15 protein-coding genes are annotated in these 19,335 nt (G+C 39.7%); 11 read left to right on the plus strand and 4 right to left on the minus strand.

All coding sequences use genetic code 11. The features are described 5' to 3' along the window. Positions 1-221 precede the first annotated feature (221 nt). The 4 genes from LQ901_RS06795 (at position 222) to LQ901_RS06810 (ending at position 5,445) form a co-directional block, all read left to right on the plus strand. Entirely contained in the window at positions 222-1,724 is a 1,503-nt protein-coding gene (locus LQ901_RS06795) for a reverse transcriptase domain-containing protein (protein ID WP_233672086.1), read from the plus strand. Between the two features lie 1,147 nt (positions 1,725-2,871). Continuing rightward, positions 2,872-3,969: a hypothetical protein gene (locus LQ901_RS06800; protein WP_233672087.1), complete on the plus strand. Its 1,098-nt coding sequence runs from the start codon at positions 2,872-2,874 to the stop codon at positions 3,967-3,969. A 2-nt stretch (positions 3,970-3,971) separates the two neighbouring features. Beyond that, positions 3,972-4,655 (plus strand): hypothetical protein, encoded by a 684-nt coding sequence (locus LQ901_RS06805; RefSeq protein ID WP_233672088.1) that lies wholly within the window; start codon positions 3,972-3,974, stop codon positions 4,653-4,655. A 427-nt stretch (positions 4,656-5,082) separates the two neighbouring features. Next, positions 5,083-5,445 carry a hypothetical protein gene (locus tag LQ901_RS06810; RefSeq protein ID WP_233672089.1) on the plus strand — a complete coding sequence of 121 codons (363 nt, stop codon included), beginning with the start codon at positions 5,083-5,085 and terminating at the stop codon, positions 5,443-5,445. A 339-nt stretch (positions 5,446-5,784) separates the two neighbouring features. On the opposite strand, the gene LQ901_RS06815 is transcribed toward LQ901_RS06810, so the two are convergent. Then, positions 5,785-7,053, minus strand: a complete 1,269-nt coding sequence (locus tag LQ901_RS06815) for a hypothetical protein (RefSeq protein ID WP_233672090.1) — start codon at positions 7,051-7,053, stop codon at positions 5,785-5,787. A 1-nt stretch (position 7,054) separates the two neighbouring features. Next, the gene (locus tag LQ901_RS06820; protein WP_233672091.1) at positions 7,055-8,056 is read right to left on the minus strand and encodes a nucleoid-associated protein; all 1,002 of its coding nucleotides are present in this window, start codon (positions 8,054-8,056) and stop codon (positions 7,055-7,057) included. A 410-nt stretch (positions 8,057-8,466) separates the two neighbouring features. On the opposite strand from LQ901_RS06820, the gene LQ901_RS06825 reads away from it, so the two are divergent. The 5 genes from LQ901_RS06825 (at position 8,467) to LQ901_RS06850 (ending at position 13,447) form a co-directional block, all read left to right on the plus strand. Beyond that, positions 8,467-8,805, plus strand: a complete 339-nt coding sequence (locus tag LQ901_RS06825) for a DUF5713 family protein (RefSeq protein WP_152145183.1) — start codon at positions 8,467-8,469, stop codon at positions 8,803-8,805. Positions 8,806-9,225: 420 nt separating this feature from the next. Then, positions 9,226-10,056, plus strand: coding sequence for a TIR domain-containing protein (locus LQ901_RS06830; protein ID WP_192437656.1), 831 nt, complete (start codon positions 9,226-9,228; stop codon positions 10,054-10,056). Between the two features lie 450 nt (positions 10,057-10,506). Beyond that, entirely contained in the window at positions 10,507-11,280 is a 774-nt protein-coding gene (locus LQ901_RS06835) for an abortive infection system antitoxin AbiGi family protein (protein ID WP_233672092.1), read from the plus strand. Positions 11,281-11,799: 519 nt separating this feature from the next. After that, the gene (locus LQ901_RS06845; RefSeq protein ID WP_115149481.1) at positions 11,800-12,516 is read left to right on the plus strand and encodes a hypothetical protein; all 717 of its coding nucleotides are present in this window, start codon (positions 11,800-11,802) and stop codon (positions 12,514-12,516) included. A gap of 382 nt (positions 12,517-12,898) precedes the next feature. Next, on the plus strand, positions 12,899-13,447 hold the full coding sequence (locus LQ901_RS06850) for a sugar O-acetyltransferase (protein ID WP_233672094.1): 549 nt from the start codon (positions 12,899-12,901) through the stop codon (positions 13,445-13,447). Positions 13,448-13,631: 184 nt separating this feature from the next. Here LQ901_RS06850 and LQ901_RS06855 read toward each other — a convergent pair whose 3' ends face one another. Next, positions 13,632-14,390 (minus strand): carbon-nitrogen hydrolase family protein, encoded by a 759-nt coding sequence (locus tag LQ901_RS06855; RefSeq protein ID WP_233672095.1) that lies wholly within the window; start codon positions 14,388-14,390, stop codon positions 13,632-13,634. Positions 14,391-14,716: 326 nt separating this feature from the next. On the opposite strand from LQ901_RS06855, the gene LQ901_RS06860 reads away from it, so the two are divergent. Together LQ901_RS06860 and LQ901_RS06865 are read left to right on the plus strand one after the other, a co-directional pair. Beyond that, the gene (locus LQ901_RS06860; RefSeq protein WP_233672096.1) at positions 14,717-15,112 is read left to right on the plus strand and encodes an NUDIX domain-containing protein; all 396 of its coding nucleotides are present in this window, start codon (positions 14,717-14,719) and stop codon (positions 15,110-15,112) included. Between the two features lie 333 nt (positions 15,113-15,445). After that, positions 15,446-16,417 (plus strand): integron integrase, encoded by a 972-nt coding sequence (locus LQ901_RS06865; protein WP_036768467.1) that lies wholly within the window; start codon positions 15,446-15,448, stop codon positions 16,415-16,417. 5 nt (positions 16,418-16,422) lie between these two features. On the opposite strand, the gene torS is transcribed toward LQ901_RS06865, so the two are convergent. Continuing rightward, a complete protein-coding gene (gene torS / locus LQ901_RS06870) occupies positions 16,423-19,284 on the minus strand; it encodes a TMAO reductase system sensor histidine kinase/response regulator TorS (RefSeq protein WP_233672097.1) in 2,862 nt (953 codons plus the stop codon). Positions 19,285-19,335: the final 51 nt, after the last annotated feature.

A 19,335-nucleotide genomic window follows, 5' to 3' on the forward strand; every position in this document is an offset into this window, starting at 1 on the left:
TGATTTAGATAAATCTTAGTGTATATTAGAAAATAAGTTTCCCATGGAAACAACGGTATTGCCTTCTATTAGCCAGAAATGGTTGATCTTCAGTTGCGAAATTCGCGCTGATGGGGGTGAGACGTCAAATTTTCATCAACCAAGTGGTAACTTACTTTTACTTGGGTTTATACCGTGGGAAGGCCCGAGCTAACGCTCGGGCCTTTTTGTATGAGGAATATATGAGTTTAGAAAAACACTTAGCAAGCGTGATTAAGGATGAAGCGAAAAAGCTAATCATTAGATATCATGAATATCACAACCGTTTGCACTTGGAACATGAAAGAAACAAAAGAAGACTCGGTAATTTAGCACCCGCCAAGGTTGTTCATCAACCAGATTACTGGGCTATCGATAAAAAATTCAATCCTTTTTATGTATTAAAAAAGCATAAAAGTATCGCAAAATCCATTGCCAGAAAGATCGAAGATAGAACATATATCCCCAATAATCCACATATTAAAAAAGTCCCTAAATCTGATGGTGGGGAACGAAAAGTGTCAATTTTTCAGATTCCTGATGCTGCAGTATCGAAGCTATTTTTTAATCGATTGTTGGCAAAAAACAAACACAGATTTAGTTCGTTTTCTTATGCTTATAGAAATGACCGAAATGTTCATTTTGCCATTCAAGACATCTCCGTTGATTTGCGAAGAAATGAGCGTACCTTCTTAGCTGAATTCGACTTTTCTGACTACTTTGGTTCTATCTCACATGACTACTTAATTAAACAATTTGACAAAAATGGTTTCTTCATTAGTCCAGAAGAAAGATATATAATTAAAGTTTTTTTGAAAGGTAGAACCGTAGGTATACCTCAAGGCACTTCTATAAGCTTATTTTTAGCCAATTTAACATGTTGGAAGTTTGACTCTGATCTAGAAAGGGAGGGAGTTAAGTTTTCTCGATATGCCGATGACACAATTGTATGGACTCCTGACTATTCAAAAATATGTAATGCGTTTGGCTTAATAAATAGATTTTCGAATGATGCGGGAGTAAAAATAAATGCTGCAAAATCGGAGGGTATATCATTGTTGACCAAAGAAGGTTTGCCCTCGGAGATATCAGCTAAAAAAAGCAGTTTGGATTTTTTAGGATACACTCTCTCAGTCGAAAATGTTTCTATCAAAGAGAAGTCAGTACTTAAAATTAAAAAGCAAATTTCTTATATTCTATATAGAAATCTGATTCAGCCATTAAAGCAACTATCTTTAGCAGGTCAAGAGATTCCTGCAAACGACAAAGATAAAAACTTCCTTAGTGCAATGATGCAAATTCGTCGTTACATGTACGGTGGATTGAGTAAAAAGCAAATTAAAGACTATCTAGCTGGTCGTACAAAACGTATTTATTTTAAAGGCGTAATGAGCTTCTATCCGTTGGTAAATGATACTGAACAATTAATCGCGTTAGATGGGTGGTTATTATCTGTTATTTATCGCGCGGTTCAGCATCGAGAACAATTGTTGCGTAACAAATGGAATTTCAATCGTTCTCACAGTTTTCCATTTAACCAATCGCGAGAACAACTATTGGAAAAATGTGCTAAAACTAAGCTTAATGGTAAGTATTTACTAGAGATTCCGAGCTTTTTATTAGTACATAAAGCACTAAAAAAAGGCTTGTTGGAATCTGGTATTGAGAAAGTTATGAATCCAGACTCTCTGAGTTACGATTACTGACACGCAGCTGTTAATAAACTTTTTGATAGTGATTAGCAACGCCTGATATTTTCCCTATCTGTTACGCATGGTGTTTAAGGTAATATAAGTCAGTTTCGATATTAAATTTTTCACACTTTAAAAGAACGTTAAAAATATAGCGTTTGCTATTTGCCGTAGTAACCTACTACGGCAAAATTACGATTTCTCATACACCGAAAATATTAATTAGATGCATTTCCTGATAACATTTAATTAAGGGGCATAGCGGAGCACGCCTGCGTGCGAAGTGGTTTGAAATGGGCATAAAATTCGCGCAGCGAATGCCCATTTCAAAATGTCCCTGTTGAGTTTTTTGTTAGCTGAAACCCCAAGGTAGCTAAAAACACTATACTGGCCGACCAGCGAAAAAATCTTAAGTAAGGACAATGGAGCTTGGCGAGCATTGTACTTACCCTATTCTATTAACAATGATGCACGTGACTCGACCATTCGCCTTCAATTGTGCAAAAGAACGCTGATTTCGTGCAGCTAAACACCATGCAAACAAGAGGAAAGAATACGATTTTGGAGTTGTAGCAAAGCTTGCTATGCCAAAACTGTCAGTTGCAGCCGAACCCGCTGACTAGAATGAAAACAGGATTACATTCGCCTACACCGCAGACACTTCAACGCGACCGCTCACCTACAATGTACAGGCATAGAAAGAATACGATATTTACGTAAACGATAAAGTAGCCAAGACAACTCACTCATTCGAGGCAGAGGCTAAATCGATGAACAAATACAATTGAGACGTGAAAATTCACTATGCTAAATGCTCAGATTTAACCCACAAAAGCTTATTAAATTCGCCTTTCAGCTAACATTTAATTAAGGGGCATAACGGAGCACGCTTGCGTGCGAAGTGGTTTGAAATGGGCGTATAATTCGCGCAGCGAATGCCCATTTCAAAATGTCCCTGCTTGAATTTTTTGTTATCACGAGCCACATATGCACATGCGGGCGTATCGATTCAATACTCATTTGCTTAACTGCTTGACCAACTTTTTTTAACTTTAATTCTAGATGAAAATCACACATATATTGTACTGAGGTATTGGCATTAGCTATCACAACACTTAAAATATTGAGTTAGCATTCACCTTGAACTAGATGAGAACGTTAAGTGTCAGAAATTATTGTTAGCAGCAATCCAATCCCTACTACAAAAAGAGTGTGGGTCATAAGATCTGGTAAAAATGCCGCTTATTACCAACACTTCCGTAAAAACGGCATCGTAGCAATTGGCCACATCGCTGACCTTAACGTTGGTAATATTAGTGGTGAGTTGTCATTAAATGATAAGAATAAAATTCTAGGCCTATATAAAACCTCACTCATTGAAGAAGGTGAGGAGTCAGCTGTAGTATCTAGACAAACAGGCCAAGTTTATCAGTTTTTGAATGTGGTGAAAGAAGGTGACACAGTACTTACTATTACAGATTCAGTTGTATTAGCTGGAATAGTAAAATCGAAATGTTACTACGATAAGACAGGTCTAAGATCCTCAGTTAATGATAGCACTGATGATAATGTTTGTTACTTTCCTCTGCGTATAAAGGTTGAATGGGGACACACCCATGCTAGACAGCATATACCATATGTAATTGATAGGAGTTTTAGAAATACAGGTACGATTTTTAGCATATCAGATGAAGAGAAAATTAACGTTATAAATCATTGGCTTCAACCAATCCACTTTGTTGAAAATGAAGTCAGGTGCTCAATTAGTATCAACTCTCATGATGCCCTTTCAAATCGTGCACTATCAAGCTTATCTCATGTATACGATGAGTTAGAGCTTTTAGCAAACTTCTTATCTAGTACTGATGACCTAAACAGTCTTACTAAAGATGATTTTATTAATTTCATCAGAGATAACAGTTCTGAGTTTCAATATCAGCTAACAGCTCAGCATGCTTTCATGTCTCCCGGATTTCAGTTTATTCAATTGAAAGGAGACAAAACAGTTCTTAAAGTTTTTGCCATTTGTATTTGCCTGCTGTTTAACAATCAAGTTGTATTTGCGGAAGAAAACGAAAATAATCCAGAGTTAACAAAAAAAGCAATGGAGCTTGTACAAGTAGTCAAAACATCAAAAATTGAAAACTCAATCGATTCATTAGATGCAGAAATGCAAAAGCAAGCTTATAAAATTGTTGATACTGATGACATTGACATTTCATTTGAAAAGCCAACCCCATCCACAGACGCCATGCTTTAAATATGACTATAAACTCAGAGCAAAAATCCATTATAGGACGGATTATCAATGCATTAATCCGACCGTTTAGTTCTAACTGGGTCGAGTCGCTTCACTTTTTCATCATTGCAGTCGGCATTGTCGTTTCTGGCATTTGGGCCTTTTATACCTTTGACATACTCTCTCAGCGTGAAGTTGCTGAAGCTAGCTTAAAAAAGACTAATAGCGATTTAGAAAAAGCAAGGCTAGAACTAAAAGAACTTAGAGATAAAATTGACGGAACAATTTCAAGCGACATAACAATTGACATTGAGCAGCATGATTTGGATAGCAGTAAAAAAGGAATTATAATTAATGTAACAATAAAAAATAATGGCACACAAGATATAGATATGACTTGGGAAAACACTCCCATAAAAATATATAAGTTAAAGCATAAAGATGACTTGGTCGCAAGCAGTGAAGTTTTAACACCTTATTTATATCGTTCTTTAAAAACAAATGATAACGAAAGCAACATATCGATTAATAATCTTTATCTATTTGTCGGCGCAAAGAAAAGCCTTTCATTTTTTGTGGAAGTTGAACCAATGACTCTTTACTATATTGCATTTGAATCCCAAGTCGATGCAACCACAAAAAAAAATCTTAAACAACAAGGTAAAAGTGGTGTATGGCTAACATCAAAATACATTTTTGTGAAGTGAGCCATTATAAATAGCAAGTTTCAAACATATACGCACTAATCAGAGATTATAAAGCTCTTGATAACATTTTGCTAAGGGGCATAGCGTAGCACGCCCGCGTGCGTAGCGGTTTGAAATGGGCATAAAATTCACGCAGTGAATGCCCATTTCAAAATGTCCTTTTTGAGCTCTTTGTTATCATGGAACCGATGCTTGCAAAGCAATGCATGCTCGCAGCCCCAATACATGACCTAACTCAACGTCTACGCACCAGTCCCACGCAACATACAACACACAACGAATAGTCTCTTTAGTGATATAACGTGGATAGTGTGTTACTATACGAAAAGTTTCCGTTTAATAATGCTGCTATGATTATCGATATATATTCGCCTACGAAGCCTGTATAATCGAATTTTTATCTTCAACATACTTAACTGAATTTTAAATGAAAAGAGTTTTACTAATTACACTCATTCTTTCTTCTAATGTTTCTGCCTCTGAAGTTCCAGACCTAACTTGCTTTCAAAATGATGTGTTTGTCAGTTTTCTTGACTCATCTAAGCTAAATTTCCAAGATTCACACACATATAAAGGATCTGATGTTTACAAAATAAGAGATGGAAAATTATATATTGATTCTAGTGATAGAGACGAATATTTATATGGGTCAATTAAAGGCGATGGACAACGTTTCTACAGCGGTTATATGATGTTGAATTTTAATTCGTATAATAATTATGAAACAGCTACAGCTGTAATTTCTGACAATGTTGCAATTAAATCAATGACATTACGTTGTGTGAAATAATCATAACAAACCGTTTAGGAGTGATTCACAACGCGTGGAATTTTCACCATGCGTTGGTTTAAGTGATTAAGATGATATGTGGCGACATCGGTATTACGTTAGTCACACCTTAATAGGTCGTTAAAAACCTAATGCTTCCCATTCGCCGTAGCACCATACTACAACCAACATTACGATGTTCTCATTCGCCTACAATATAGGTTAAAGGCCTTTCCTGATAACATTTAGCTAAGGGGCATAGCGTAGCACGCCTGCGTGCGCAGCGGTTTGAAATGGGCATACAATTCACGTAGTGAATGCCCATTTCAAAATGTCCCTGTTGAGCTTTTTGTTAAATTATTAGATCAATAGGCTATTTACCATATTTGATATTTTATCAAAAGCTGAACATGCCATAGGAATATATGATGCCAAACATTCACTAATGAATTTATGTAATTGTGGTGTAAGCATTGCATAAGCCACAACGGTTCCCAAAAAACCCAACACAACAACCACAATCATAAAACAAATAAAAAACCTGTTGTATTCACATTGCTTTGAAATACTGTCAAATGCTAGTGACACCTCAGAGTATAAATCAGGCAATTCAAGTTCAAATCTATTTCTTTTAGATTTAACTTCATGGCTAATGGCATTAATTGCAGTCAATTGACTACGTAATAGCACAAACATTATTACTGAAAATAATAATGATGAAGCTAAGATTAGTGAGTTCACCATCAGTGGACTATCGTCCGGTTTAGTCTTCATTTGACCTAACACAAGAACCAGCGATAGAGGGATCGCTAAAAGCTTGGCTTGGATACCTGAAAGTAACTGACTTAGCTTAGATAGAAAATCTCTTTTTTCTGCAAAAACCTTTTCTTTCTCTGAATCGAATGAAAAATCAGAAACAAAAAGATCATAGTTTTGTTCAAACAATCTTACAAACTTAGATGAATTGCTTGTCAGATGAATCAGCCTTTTGTTTTCAGAGCATTTATTTAACACTTTAAATAATGATGCTCTGAGCATATGAACTCGATCGCTCTTATGCTGATCACTATTGAACTTTAAAATTATTCTTTCAAAATCATTGGCAACATCAACAGATAAAATACTGGCATCTAGCTCGCATGATATAAGTAACTTTTCATTTGAAAAAAACAAAACTAGTTTATTTGAAGTGTAATGTTTTTCTAGCACATCCAATTTAATACAAAGATTGATAAACTCAATTATTTTATCGTGTGCAAAAACAGCCCCTATCTTTTTAACATCATCACGCCAACTAAAAAAATCCACATCAAAGAGGACATACTTATCTGGTATAGATAATATTTTAGTACGTTCTACAAGATCAGATATATCCTTTGCAACGAAGAGATCTTGATTACGTGGTAAAGTAATTACAACTTTTACCACTTCACCTGACCTAACATCATCTATGTCAATCAACTCACCTTTATTATTTTCTAGCTCGATCTCAACTCCTTCATAACCATCAATCTCTATAAACCTGCTCTTAGACTCTGTATCTATCTTTAATTCGGAAATCAAACTCCAATCTTTCCATTGGAATTTTTTAAATTTCAAAAAAGCTATTACATCAATTAAATAGTCCATATTATCTACAAGGGAGCTGTCTTTTTATCCATGCGGGAACATCACTAATCACCAAATATTCGTCTGAATTAAGCCATATTTTGTTATCCTCAATAGCACTATGCTCAAACGACAAAGTATAGTCCGTGGTTTCACCTTTAACTCTATATTTCACTAAATTATTTAAACGTGCAGCAACCGGCTGAAACTCTCCTGGGATTTCTAATTTCTTATCGCGTAGATATGCGATAAAATCTTCTGGTGATGATGGAGAAAGTAAATTTGCAATTTCATCAAGTGTAATAGACTGCTCTTTTTCGGCTTTAATCATTGAGTATGAATGCACACGAGCTTTCGCATCTGACGCTGCTGAGTCTTGTAATTTATCTTTGCAATAGTTTTTAATCGCATTAACTAAATCTCTGGTATGCTTAACCGGATCGGTATACATATCCTCGTCTATACATACAAACGATTTGAAATATCCGACAACCTCTTTATCTCTCGCCTTACCCTTAAGAAATGAAATATATTTTTCTTTTCCTGCTTTCCAATTACTAATGTTAATTGCAGCTGCTACATGTAGCTTATCTAGATTTAACGAGTGGACATCTTCTAACTCAAGATCACTTGTAATACCAATGCCAATTTTATCCTTTAGAAGTAACAACAATAATATTTCTTTTTCTTCTTCAAAATAATGCGCGATTGTGAGATATCCACCAGTTGAAGCTGGCACTCTCATCATCTCTTGTCTCAAATTATTTAAAATAGAAATTGAAAAATCATAAAAATTAATCTCGCCCGTCAAGAATTTGTTAAGAGAACTTGGAAAATGACTATCCAACAAAAAGCCTGCATATGCTAATGAAGACTCTTTTTGATAGTTTGCTAATGCAGCATCAACTAAACTTTCAGCTTTAGAGTTAGGTAAATCTACAGACGCACTTCTCGGCTCTAAGAGAACCGGAGCTTTATGCTGTTCAGTGATTAGCTTATGGAATATAATATTATTTAACTGCATTAGTTCCTCATAATTAATCAATAAAGTCAGTCACATTATATACCAAACTAAAAGTCACATACATATGAAACGCTGATGCTAGAAGCGAGTTTTGTCGAAAATTTAACATTTAATTAAGGGGCATAGCGGAGCACGCTTGCGTGCGCAGTGGTTTGAAATGGGCATAAAATTCGCGCAGCGAATGCCCATTTCAAAATGTCCCTGCTTGAATTTTTTGTTATCACGGAACACGATGCAAGAAAAACACGCCATGATGATGCTCAGTATACTTTGACTAACCACTCGATCTTAATAAAACCCAATTCACCTCACAAAACCAAACAATTCATATGACCAATTAAGCATATAGCGTTACTATGCGCTTGATATAACGTTATGTTTAATAAACATCAATAAATAGGTAAAGTTTAATGTGTATAGAAAATCATAATCTAAAAAATTATTCATTTCTTAAAGGAATGTATAGCGATGAATACTTTCCAAATCACCTCGTAGACAAAGGCAAAGAGATCTTAGTCCGACTGTGTGAGTCTATTGAATTAAACAAACCTGAAAACCTTGAATCATTATACGACTTAACCAGGTTAGCTACCGAAGAATTTAATGTGTTAAGTGAAGAGTTTGATAAAAATGGAAGTGAAATAGAAACTATAGCAAGAGAGATTATAGGTGATGACTTTTATAACATCGCAAAAAACTATGGTTATGACGCAGACGCTGAAGAACTTATAGCTGCACGCGATTGGTAATTAATCATTACGCCATATGACAGGGCCATTCACCTATGAGCCCTACTACTGTAATATTTCAATACTTACATTCGCCGACAATATAGATTAATACCTTTCCTGATAACATTTAATTAAGGGGCATAACGGAGCACGCCTGCGTGCGAAGTGGTTTGAAATGGGCGTAAAATTCGCATAGCGAATGCCCATTTCAAAATGTCCCTGCTTGAATTTTTTGTTATCACGGAACCAGATGCTCGCAAAACAATCTCTGCTTTCTCCTACTGACGTATGAGCTAACTCTACTTCTACAGTAAAACCCCATATGCAACACCGCGCGACTCGTTACATTAGGTGACGCAGAGTACATGTCACGTTACTATACGGAAAGTTTCAGCTTAATAACGCTGTTAGCCCCCCATCAGAGAATGGAGCCTTAAATTGAGAAAGCCGAGATTATTTATCGCATCATCAGTAGAGAGCTTGCCTATAGCTGAAGCTGTAAATGTTAATTTAGATCATGAGTTTGAATGTACCATTTGGAAAAATGGTACATTCAAACTTTCATCTTCAACAGTTGATGATTTAGTTGAAAAGTCATCAACTGTAGACTTCGCACTATTTATATTCGCTCCAGACGATATTACATCGATTAGAAGTCGAAATGAGCACGTAGTTAGAGATAATGTTATTTTTGAAATGGGTTTGTTTGTCGGCGCCATCGGAAAATCACGTTCTTTTATACTTAAACCACGTAATGTAGAAATGCACCTGCCAACTGATCTTCTTGGTGTCACGCCAGCTGACTATGATGCTACTCGATCGGATGGAGATTTAGTTTCTGCGACCAATCGCGCGTGTTCTTTAATCAAATCTGAGGTGGAACGCTTAGGTTTGATCAATCACGCAGCATTATCCGAATCTAGAAAAATAGTTGCCAACCCAGCAAGCTATGAATTAAAGGATCATGATTATCGTTTCTTAGCTGCTTGTTTGCAGAGTCACACTGCTGATCCTACGGGCTTAGCATTCTATAGAATATCTAACAGTTTCAGAGGTGTTAACGACTCCTTAATACAGATATCCTTAATCAAGCTAGAACGAATGGGATTAATTAGTAAAACTATCGAAACTAATGAAGATGATGGTTACGATTACTATGCATATTCTATCACCGAGCTAGGTATCGATGAGCTTCTTAAAAACGAAGATGCTTTACAGCCAAAGGCGGCGCAATCGGCTCCTAGTTTTGATAAAAACATACCGTTTTAGTGCTAACAATTAGAAACAGCAACCGACCGTCGAAAATGTAATACTCCCTATTCGCCGTAGTGCCCTACTACGGCAATAGTACAACTTTTTCATTCGCCACAAATATAAGTTAAATTCCTTTCCTGATAACATTTAGTTAAGGGGCATAACGTAGCACGCTTGCGTGCGAAGTGGTTTGAAATGGGCATAAAATTCGCGCAGCGAATGCTCATTTCAAAATGTCCCTGCTTTAACTTTTTGTTATCATGGAATACGATGTTTAGAATGCAATGTGTGTTTGCTCGCCCAACGAATGAGCTAACTCTATTTCCGCAGTAAAAATCACCTTTCAACACGCTACACAACGTTACATCTGGTGACTCAGAGTACATACTGCGTTACTATACGGAAACTTTCCGCATAATACGCTGTTATGTTTAAGGTTAGTTTTAAATATTTATGGGAGTAAAAATGCCAGAACTACAAAACAGTAGTCTATATCCAGATATTCTATTTCATTTTACTGATAAAAATGGGTTATTCCGCCTTTTAGAAAGTACATTCAAAGTTTCGTATGCACGTGAGAGAATTGAAGGAAAGCAAACAGTTAAATCTTTCGGAATTCCAATGATATCTTTTTGTGACCTTAAATTATCTGAACTAAAAGTACATATGGGGAAATATGGCTCATATGGAATAGGTATGACCAAAGAGTGGGCGAATCGAAAAGGGTTAAATCCTGTTTGGTATGTTAATAAATATTGTAACTTTGCTGATGAATTTAGTTTAGCGCTAGATGGTATCTTTACGGCATGGGATGTTGAAGAGAATGCTGAACGTGTAGCTCGCTTATCTGACGACTATATGAGGATAGTAAATACCTATCGTTATATTAAAAATTATGAGGGTACTTTAATTCGACAAGGGGAGCAAACACCGAACTTTCGCTTCGCTGATGAACGAGAGTGGAGATTTGTGCCACCTATAGGTACAAAGGGTGTGTTGCCTTTTGTACCTGTAGAAAAAATTGCCACACAGGAACAAAAAGCGGCTTACAACGATAAAATAGATGTATCGTTACATTTTACCCCTGACGACATTAAGTATCTTATAGTTAATGATGATAACGAAATTACAGAGTTAATTAACCATCTTCGTGTGCACAAAGATAGATTTGAACCATCAGTGATAGATAGGTTAGCAAGCAGGATTCTTACAGCGAAACAGATTAACAACGACATGTAAAAACATAACAAACTGTTTAAGAGTGATTCGCAACGCGTGGCATTTTTACTATGCGTTGCGTTTAGTGTTTAAGATGGTATGCGGGAGCTTCTGTATTGCGTTGCTCACACCTTAACAGGGCGTTAAAAATATAACTTTTCCATTCGCCGTAGTACCCTACTACGGAAATATTAAGATTCTCTCATGCGCCGAAAATATTAATTAAATGCCTTTCCTGATAACTTTTAGCTAAGGGGCATAGCATAGCACGCTTGCGTGCGCAGCGGTTTGAAATGGGCACAAAATTCACGCAGTGAATGCCCATTTCAAAATGTCCCTGCTTGAGCTACTTGTTATCATGCCAAAACATTAGTAGCCAAATCATCCTGCCCAACAATACTTAAAGACAAAACCACAACACACTTATCTTTAATATGGGGTAGCAACAAAATAATATATTCAAAATAGGTACAAACTCCTCCTAAGGATTGTCAGTGCTGGGTATTAAGTAGTAAAGTATGAAAAAAGTCAGGAGATTATATGTCTATATTAAAAGATACAGTAAAGTCACTAATAATCCATAATTTGAACTCAAATGATTTTTGCAGAGAAGATTTCACGATTGAATTCCCAGATAAAGGCAGTACTCTCGCAAAGATTATTTTCACAGCTAAACCTACATTTCACTTCAATATAAATGAAGTTTCTCCATCACCGTTTCGTCAATCGCTAAATGCCAATAGGAGTGTAGAGACAGAAGACAAAATAGTCTGTTCTATATCTCCTGGCGACTACAAAAACATCGAACAAAAAACTCATCCTGATCTTAGCGTTGCTATTTATTCAATAAGCACTTGGCTGTCGAATATAAAAACTGAGTTAATAAACTCGAGAAATTCTAATCACATCGAAATTGATGAGATTACAAAATCTCTTCAAGAATCCATTGAGGCTGGCATATCTAACCCTGACAGTTACTTTACAAAACAAGAAGCTGATGCTTTAAAAGAAAAGTTAAATGAATTACAAAAACGAATAGATATTTTAGAAAACCAAGAAAACATATCAAGAGAAAATAAAGATGTTATTGACAAAGCCATAATCAAAACAAAAAACGACATTGATTTATATCCAAAAGGAGTATGGTATAGAACTGCGGGAAATAAAATAATAAATGCAATGAAAGAGATACTAAAAACACAAGAAGGTCGTACAGCCTTACTTGAGCTAACGAGAAAACTTTTAAGTGGATTATGAGTGAGCTCTTAACACGCTATTTTTCATATTGAATTCCTACACAATTTTATGAAAGGCTTTTGGGATGTAGCGGCTATGTCCTCTACAATTTATATGCATGATAACTTTTAGCTAAGGGGCATAACGGAGCACGCTTGCGTGCGCAGTGGTTTGAAATGGGCGTAAAATTTGCGCAGCAAATGCCCATTTCAAAATGTCCCTGTTTGGCTGTTTGTTATCTGGAACCGATGCAGCTAAAAACACAATGTTTCCGCCCCAACAGCCTACCTTACTCTTCTTCAACAACACACAGCACGATGCTGGGCTAGTCACAGTATAATTGCACTCGTTTGGTACTATCACAAGCCCAGTTGATTTGCTGAACTGTTGAGATGGAGACACTATGACTGAGTTCGAGAAGATGTGCTTAGGCTTAGAATATGATGCTTTTAGCCCTGAATTTGGGAGCCTGAGAAAACAAGCATTTGCGCTACTCCAAAAGATCAATTCGCATCAATTTGAGGACAGAAAACCGTTTGTTGCTCAGCTACTCAAACATGTAGGTAAAGACTCTGTTATTTGTCCGCCTTTCTTATGTGAATACGGCAAAAGCATTTCTATTGGTGATAATACATTCATCAATATGGGCGCTACAATGCTCGACAATGCCCCGATCACTATAGGAAACAACGTACTGATAGGCCCAAACGCTCAGTTCTACACACCAACACATTCTCTTAATTACAAACAGCGTAGGAACTGGGAATGCAACAGCCTACCTATCGTGGTTGAAGATGACGTATGGATCGGAGGAAATGTGGTGATTTGTCAGGGCGTAACTATTGGCGCACGCTCAGTGGTAGCTGCTGGCTCTGTTGTCACAAAAGATGTTCCTCCGGATACGTTAGTTGGCGGCACGCCAGCAAAAACAATTAAAGAATTAGACCAATAAAAACATTCGCCGTAGTATTTACTACGGCACTATTACAAGTAATTACGTTCGCACTAATTATGAATTCAATACACTTCCAGATAACATTTAGTTACCGGGGCATAGCGTAGCATGCTTGCATGCGCAGCGGTTTGAAATGGGCGTAAAATTCGCGCAGCGAATGCCCATTTCAAAATGTCCCTGCTTAACTTTTTGTTATGTTTATGGCCTCACCTGATACACCACTATTGCTGATTCTACACAAAACAATACACTCATCGTCAGAAGCAGATAATGCGTGATGACCATCTGAGTTCCAAACGCCACTACCCCCTGCGGCATTCCACCCGCCTGTAACCCCAACACTATTAGCCAGCACAACATTTAAGCTATTCTTTTTTGCACGTTCAGATAGCAACTCAAAATCTGGCTCTAAGCCGCTTTTGGAGATTAAAGTGCTTGATAGGTAAATATCTGCCTTAGCTAGGCTCGCATCTTTCCAATGCTGTTCATTCGAAAAATCAGCACAAATACCGTGATACAAAGTAAAGCCATTACAGGAAAAACTAAAATTCGCCGAGCCAGCAGTAGCAAATGAGTCTTCAGTTTCATGTAAATACTGCTTGCGATAAAACACTTTTTTACCGGATGGAAAAGCGATTAGAGATGCAATATATGGTTTTCTACCATCATTGGCTAAAGGAATGCCAACAATGATAATAACTCTTGCTCGAATTGCTGCATTAACCAGTTCAGACACTACCGATGACGAACGCGAGAGAGCTAAAGAAGCTAGTAGATCGGGCTCATAGCCTGTGATTGATAACTCAGGAAAAACAACAACATCTGCGCCATGCGATGCAGATTCGGATATACAGCCTAAATGTTTAGCTAAGTTTCGCTCAATGTCGCCTCTGATTGGATTCGTTTGAGCAAGAGCTATTGTGATACTTCCATTCACCACAAAATATTCCTTAATAAACATAACATTTAGTTAAGGGGCATAGCGTAGCACGCTTGCGTGCGCAGTGGTTTGAAATGGGCATAAAATTCGCGTAGCGAATGCCCATTTCAAAATGTCCCTGCTTGAACTTGTTGTTATCAAGAACCCACAGCTAACAAAGCCACCATAATACATAACACCAAATAACTGGCTAACTTTCTATCAGCGGCAGAATTTGTATACTAAGTTCACAACTAACAGCCTACGCTATGGTAAAGGCCTGAACAATATAGTATATCAAGCCGCAAATATAGTTTTATGCTGCAACCAAATTTAGGTTAGTGAAAATGATAATTGATAAATTAGCTTGGATACTCATTCGTGATGGTAAACTTTTAACCGTTAGGTCAAAAGGTAAATCACTGTTTTATCTGCCTGGTGGTAAGCGCGAAGCTGGTGAATCAGATGAGCAAACCCTACTCCGCGAAATAAAAGAAGAGCTAGACGTTGATTTAAGACCTGAAACCATAAAATACATTGGTACATTTGAAGCTCAAGCGGACGGAAAAAGTGAAGGTGTTACTGTTAAGTTAACTTGCTACTTATCTGATTACAGCGGCCATCTACATCCTGAGTCAGAAATTGAAGAATTAAAGTTCATTGGTGCGGACAATAAGAGCATTTGTTCTCTCGCAACATTAGTAACTTTAGAGTGGCTAGAGAAAAATTCGATGATTAGCTAAGAGAATCGTGCCAATAATTTAGCCGCTTATTGGCACTGCCTTACTTCAGATAAACCTATCACAACTATTCAACACCACCGCAAATGTTGATTAAGACAATTTCTTGATAACAATTTATTATACAGCCTCTTTCCATATAGTATCGCACTCCCTAGCCCCTATATCCACACAGGGGCTCTTCTCCCAAACACCGAATCCAACCTAAAATCAATGTATTAACCTGTAATTTGCATCTCAAATTTGCAAGATATGCGGAAATTTTGAACTTTGCGGCAGGCGAAAGGCGGAATTGCATTTATAGTGTATGCATATACAGGCTTATCTGAGAATTTTATGCGTAAACCCAGTTCTCCTTTCCTTGCTAGTATCTATGAACTGATGCTGACTCAGCGCTATGCGATGAACACTGTTGGCGCTTATATCTATTGGATTAAGTTCTATATTCGCTTCCATAAGCTGCGCCACCCATCCAAGATGGGTGAGCATGAAGTGCAGACATTTTTGACTTATCTGGCTTGTGAGCGACAGGTGTCGACAAAGACCCAAGCGCAAGCTCTCAATGCCCTGTCCTATCTCTATAAAACCGTGTTGAAACAGCCATTGAGTATGGAGATGCAATTTCAGCACAGTCGTAAATCGCCCAAGTTGCCTTCGGTGCTGACACGTACTGAGGTGCGCGATCTGTTGTTGGCGATCCCAGCGCATTTACGCCTAGCTGCACAGTTGATGTATGGTAGCGGTCTGCGACTGATGGAGGTCATGCGGCTTCGTGTGCGGGATATCGATTTCGACTATTTGTGCATCTGCGTATGGAATGCCAAAGGTGGCAAACATCGGCGGGTAACATTAGCTGCGGAGCTGGTCCCTGCGATTAAGGAGCAAATCGCTTATGTCCGCCAGTGCTTTGATGGCGATCGCGAAACGGAAGGTTACGATGGGGTGAAAATGCCCTATGCACTAGCGCGTAAATACCCGAATGGACCCATGGAGCTTGGATGGCATTATCTTTTTCCTGCCAGCCGCTTAAGTCGCGATCCGGAAAATCACGCACTTCGTAGACATCATTTGGATGCCACCACATTACAAAAAGCGGTGCGCTTTGCGGCACGTAAATTACAAATTACCAAGCCGGTAAGTTGCCATACGCTACGCCACTCGTTCGCAACTCATCTGCTCGCTCGCGGTGCGGATATCCGCACTGTGCAGGAGCAACTGGGCCATTCGGATGTGCGCACAACCCAGATCTATACACACGTCTTACAGCAAGGTGCCAGTGGCGTGCGCAGTCCATTTTCTGATTTGTAGTGTGACTATTCACCTTTTGGGGCAGCAAGCCAATGCTGAAGTGCTGAGAAACTGCTTCGAGTGACATGCTCTAAAGCTTGTTGTGTGCTTGGTACTAACGGATCGTTTTCCAGTTGCTGGCACAGGCTTGTTGCTTGCTGCATCGCTAAGCTCGCACAGCTACTTTTCAGTGTATGTGCCAGCTCAGAGATGGCTTTACCATTTCCCTGCTCAAACTCTACTTGAATACGCTCCAATAACGGTAGGCTATGGGTTTCAAATAAAGATACCCATTTATGCAAGCGGGCGAAGCCAAATCGCTGATAGTCGTCTCGTAGCTGCTCCAGATTAAGTAAATCAGCTGTACTAACTTGCGCACATTTATCGATAACACGCTCTTCACGCGTATTTTTACCGCTGGGTTGCACTGCAACACTGGCTTGCAGATAGTGTTTCACTAATCGGCATAAGGTTTCTTGCTGCACGGGCTTTTGAATCAAGCCACAAAATATATCGCGGATTTTGTCACCTAACGCCTTATCTAAGACATGCGCACTGAACGCGATCCGTGGGATCTGCGGGTAGCTTTCCGCCAGTATCAATGCTAATTCCGCTCCATCACAATCAGGTAAAGACAAATCCACCAGCATTCCATGCACAGGCGCTGACTCTCTCGCCAAAACGGCTCTTGCTTGCGCGCCGTTTTCCGCCACCAAAACTTGCGCGCCACTACTTTCCAGCATCTCGCGCGAGATCTGGCAAATCAAGGCATTATCTTCTATCAGCAATAAGCGCAGACCATCAAGGCAGCAATCACGCTCACCGCTGTATTGCACGGGTACCGACGCAAAACGTAACGGTAAGCGCAGTGTAAAACAGCTTCCCTCTGCCGGTGTGCTCGTTACAAAAAGCGAGCCATCCATCGCATCGGCCAGTGATTTACAAATCGCAAGCCCTAGGCCCGTGCCACCGCTTTGTCGCCCTAATTGTACAAACGGCTCGAATATCTGTTGCAGCTGCTCAGTCGCTATGCCACAACCTGTATCAGTGACACTAATTTCCCAGTGTTTCTCGGCCATGCTACAGCGCAGCGTGATACCGCCCTGCTGGGTAAAACGCAGCGCATTGCTGATCAGATTAACGATGATTTGTCGGATACGGCGAGGATCACCAAGCAATATCGTATCGCGAGTAATGTCCGGAGTACCCGAATCCACCAACGCAAAGCTATCTACGGCATGTGAGTCAAAACGAAGATAAATACCTTTTGCCGATGCCCGGCTTTCCATCAGCCGAACAATACTGCGCAACAAACTGGCCGGTTCAAAGGGCTCATCACTGATAGAAACCTGCGCTTGCCCTTCTTCGATAGCCGAATAATCGAGAATATCATTCAAGATAGAGAGCAATGACTCACCAGAGTCATTAATCGCCTGCACATAATCGCGCTCTTTGGATGACAAATCAGGTTGCAGTGACAAACGCTGCGCAGTACCCAAAATGCCGTGTAGCGGCGTTCGGATCTCATGACTCATGGCCGCCAAAAAGGCAGATTTAGCATGATTGGCTTTTTCTGCCTCCTGGCGCGCCTGACGGTGTTGCACCACCAACGATTGCAGCTCATCAGTGCGTTCGCGAACTTCCTCTTCCAGATGCTCTTGGTGATAACGTAGCGCGCGTACACTGGAGCGAAAGGCGTTGGCTAAACGGTTGATGCTTTGCAGCTCGCGCATGCCATCAGTTTGTGGAAAGGCCGAATCCAATCGGCCGTTAAGTAAGGATTGCAACGCTTTAGTATGGCGCGCTAAAGGCAGCGTGACTTGCCGATACACTAAGCGCCACAAAATCAGACACAGGGCAATCAGCGCGACAAGGGCTAAGCCGAGCAACCAGCGTTGTCCGGTTTTTTGTGCGCTACGTAGCTGCTCCAACGCCTGCGCATTGCGCTGTTCAATTTGCGCAACTTGGCGATTAATTTCATCGCCAAAACGGGTAAACAGCTCCAGATTCTTCTGGCTGAATGCCTGCAATTGTCCTTGGATATGATTGATGTTTTTGCATATATCAATCAGTGCTTGATACTGCGAGATAGTCGTAATCGCTTCGGCCAATTCGCGTCGAACGCCGGGGTCTTCTACCCGCAAATGACGACGATGTAAGATGCGTACCGCCTGCGCCAGTTGTTGCTGTTGCTGACTTAAGAGCGTATCGCCTTGTCCATCGCTTAACCCATTGATGATCTTCTCTACCCGCATCGCGCTTAAGCGCAGCTCAATCATCTGATCAAGGTAGCCCAAATCCACATCGGCCAGCTGATCGAGCGCACGCAGGGTGGCGTCGCGCTGATGTTGCTCGACCAAATCATAAATCCCCGCTTGCGTTGCACCGGCTGAGGTAGCCGCGATGCTGGCTTGTCCTTTAGCTAGTTCCGCAATTTTGCTCGTGGCTTGGGCTATTTCTTCGCGTAAATTGTCACGCTGAAGTTGTAGCGTAAGGCGCTCGCCCACCAGCGTGCCTTGCTTGCCGAGTAATGAGGTGATCTCTGCTTCTTGCTGTTCAATGGCAGTAGTATCAAAGCCTAATGCTTGCAGTTGCGCTAACAAACGGCTGATTTTCAGACTCTGCGTGGTCAGCATTCGCCCTTGGGCTAACCACTCTTGTTGCGTGGTGGCGCCTGTGAGGTTTTGCGCCGAAACCAATTCATAAGCACTGGCTTCGCTCAGCTCACGAGCGATATTCATGGTCGGCAGCAGCGCGTGAGTATTACTCTGCTCCACGGTCTCGACAAAGCGCAGACTCAGCCATCCCACCAGCGCACTGGCCAGTGTCAGTAACGCCATTAAGACAAATGCCAGCCATAGGCGGCGTGTTAGCGAGGGAATAGCCATCAGCGCAGGTAATCACACAAGAGGGTTGAGTTAAGGGTCGCAAAACCTCTA

It is taken from the genome of Plesiomonas sp. PI-19 (assembly GCF_021368255.1).
Lineage (GTDB): Bacteria > Pseudomonadota > Gammaproteobacteria > Enterobacterales > CAMTGL01 > Plesiomonas > Plesiomonas shigelloides.

What these genes read in the sequence shown, in the direction of transcription:
- LQ901_RS06820 (WP_233672091.1), bottom strand. Translation starts at nt 8,056, where the DNA reads ATGCAGTTAAATAATATTATATTCCATAAGCTAATCACTGAACAGCAT.
- LQ901_RS06835 (WP_233672092.1), top strand. Translation starts at nt 10,507, where the DNA reads ATGCCAGAACTACAAAACAGTAGTCTATATCCAGATATTCTATTTCAT.
- LQ901_RS06860 (WP_233672096.1), top strand. Translation starts at nt 14,717, where the DNA reads ATGATAATTGATAAATTAGCTTGGATACTCATTCGTGATGGTAAACTT.
- torS (WP_233672097.1), bottom strand. Translation starts at nt 19,284, where the DNA reads ATGGCTATTCCCTCGCTAACACGCCGCCTATGGCTGGCATTTGTCTTA.
- LQ901_RS06795 (WP_233672086.1), top strand. Translation starts at nt 222, where the DNA reads ATGAGTTTAGAAAAACACTTAGCAAGCGTGATTAAGGATGAAGCGAAA.
- LQ901_RS06825 (WP_152145183.1), top strand. Translation starts at nt 8,467, where the DNA reads ATGTGTATAGAAAATCATAATCTAAAAAATTATTCATTTCTTAAAGGA.
- LQ901_RS06815 (WP_233672090.1), bottom strand. Translation starts at nt 7,053, where the DNA reads ATGGACTATTTAATTGATGTAATAGCTTTTTTGAAATTTAAAAAATTC.
- LQ901_RS06845 (WP_115149481.1), top strand. Translation starts at nt 11,800, where the DNA reads ATGTCTATATTAAAAGATACAGTAAAGTCACTAATAATCCATAATTTG.
- LQ901_RS06805 (WP_233672088.1), top strand. Translation starts at nt 3,972, where the DNA reads ATGACTATAAACTCAGAGCAAAAATCCATTATAGGACGGATTATCAAT.
- LQ901_RS06865 (WP_036768467.1), top strand. Translation starts at nt 15,446, where the DNA reads ATGCGTAAACCCAGTTCTCCTTTCCTTGCTAGTATCTATGAACTGATG.
- LQ901_RS06850 (WP_233672094.1), top strand. Translation starts at nt 12,899, where the DNA reads ATGACTGAGTTCGAGAAGATGTGCTTAGGCTTAGAATATGATGCTTTT.
- LQ901_RS06810 (WP_233672089.1), top strand. Translation starts at nt 5,083, where the DNA reads ATGAAAAGAGTTTTACTAATTACACTCATTCTTTCTTCTAATGTTTCT.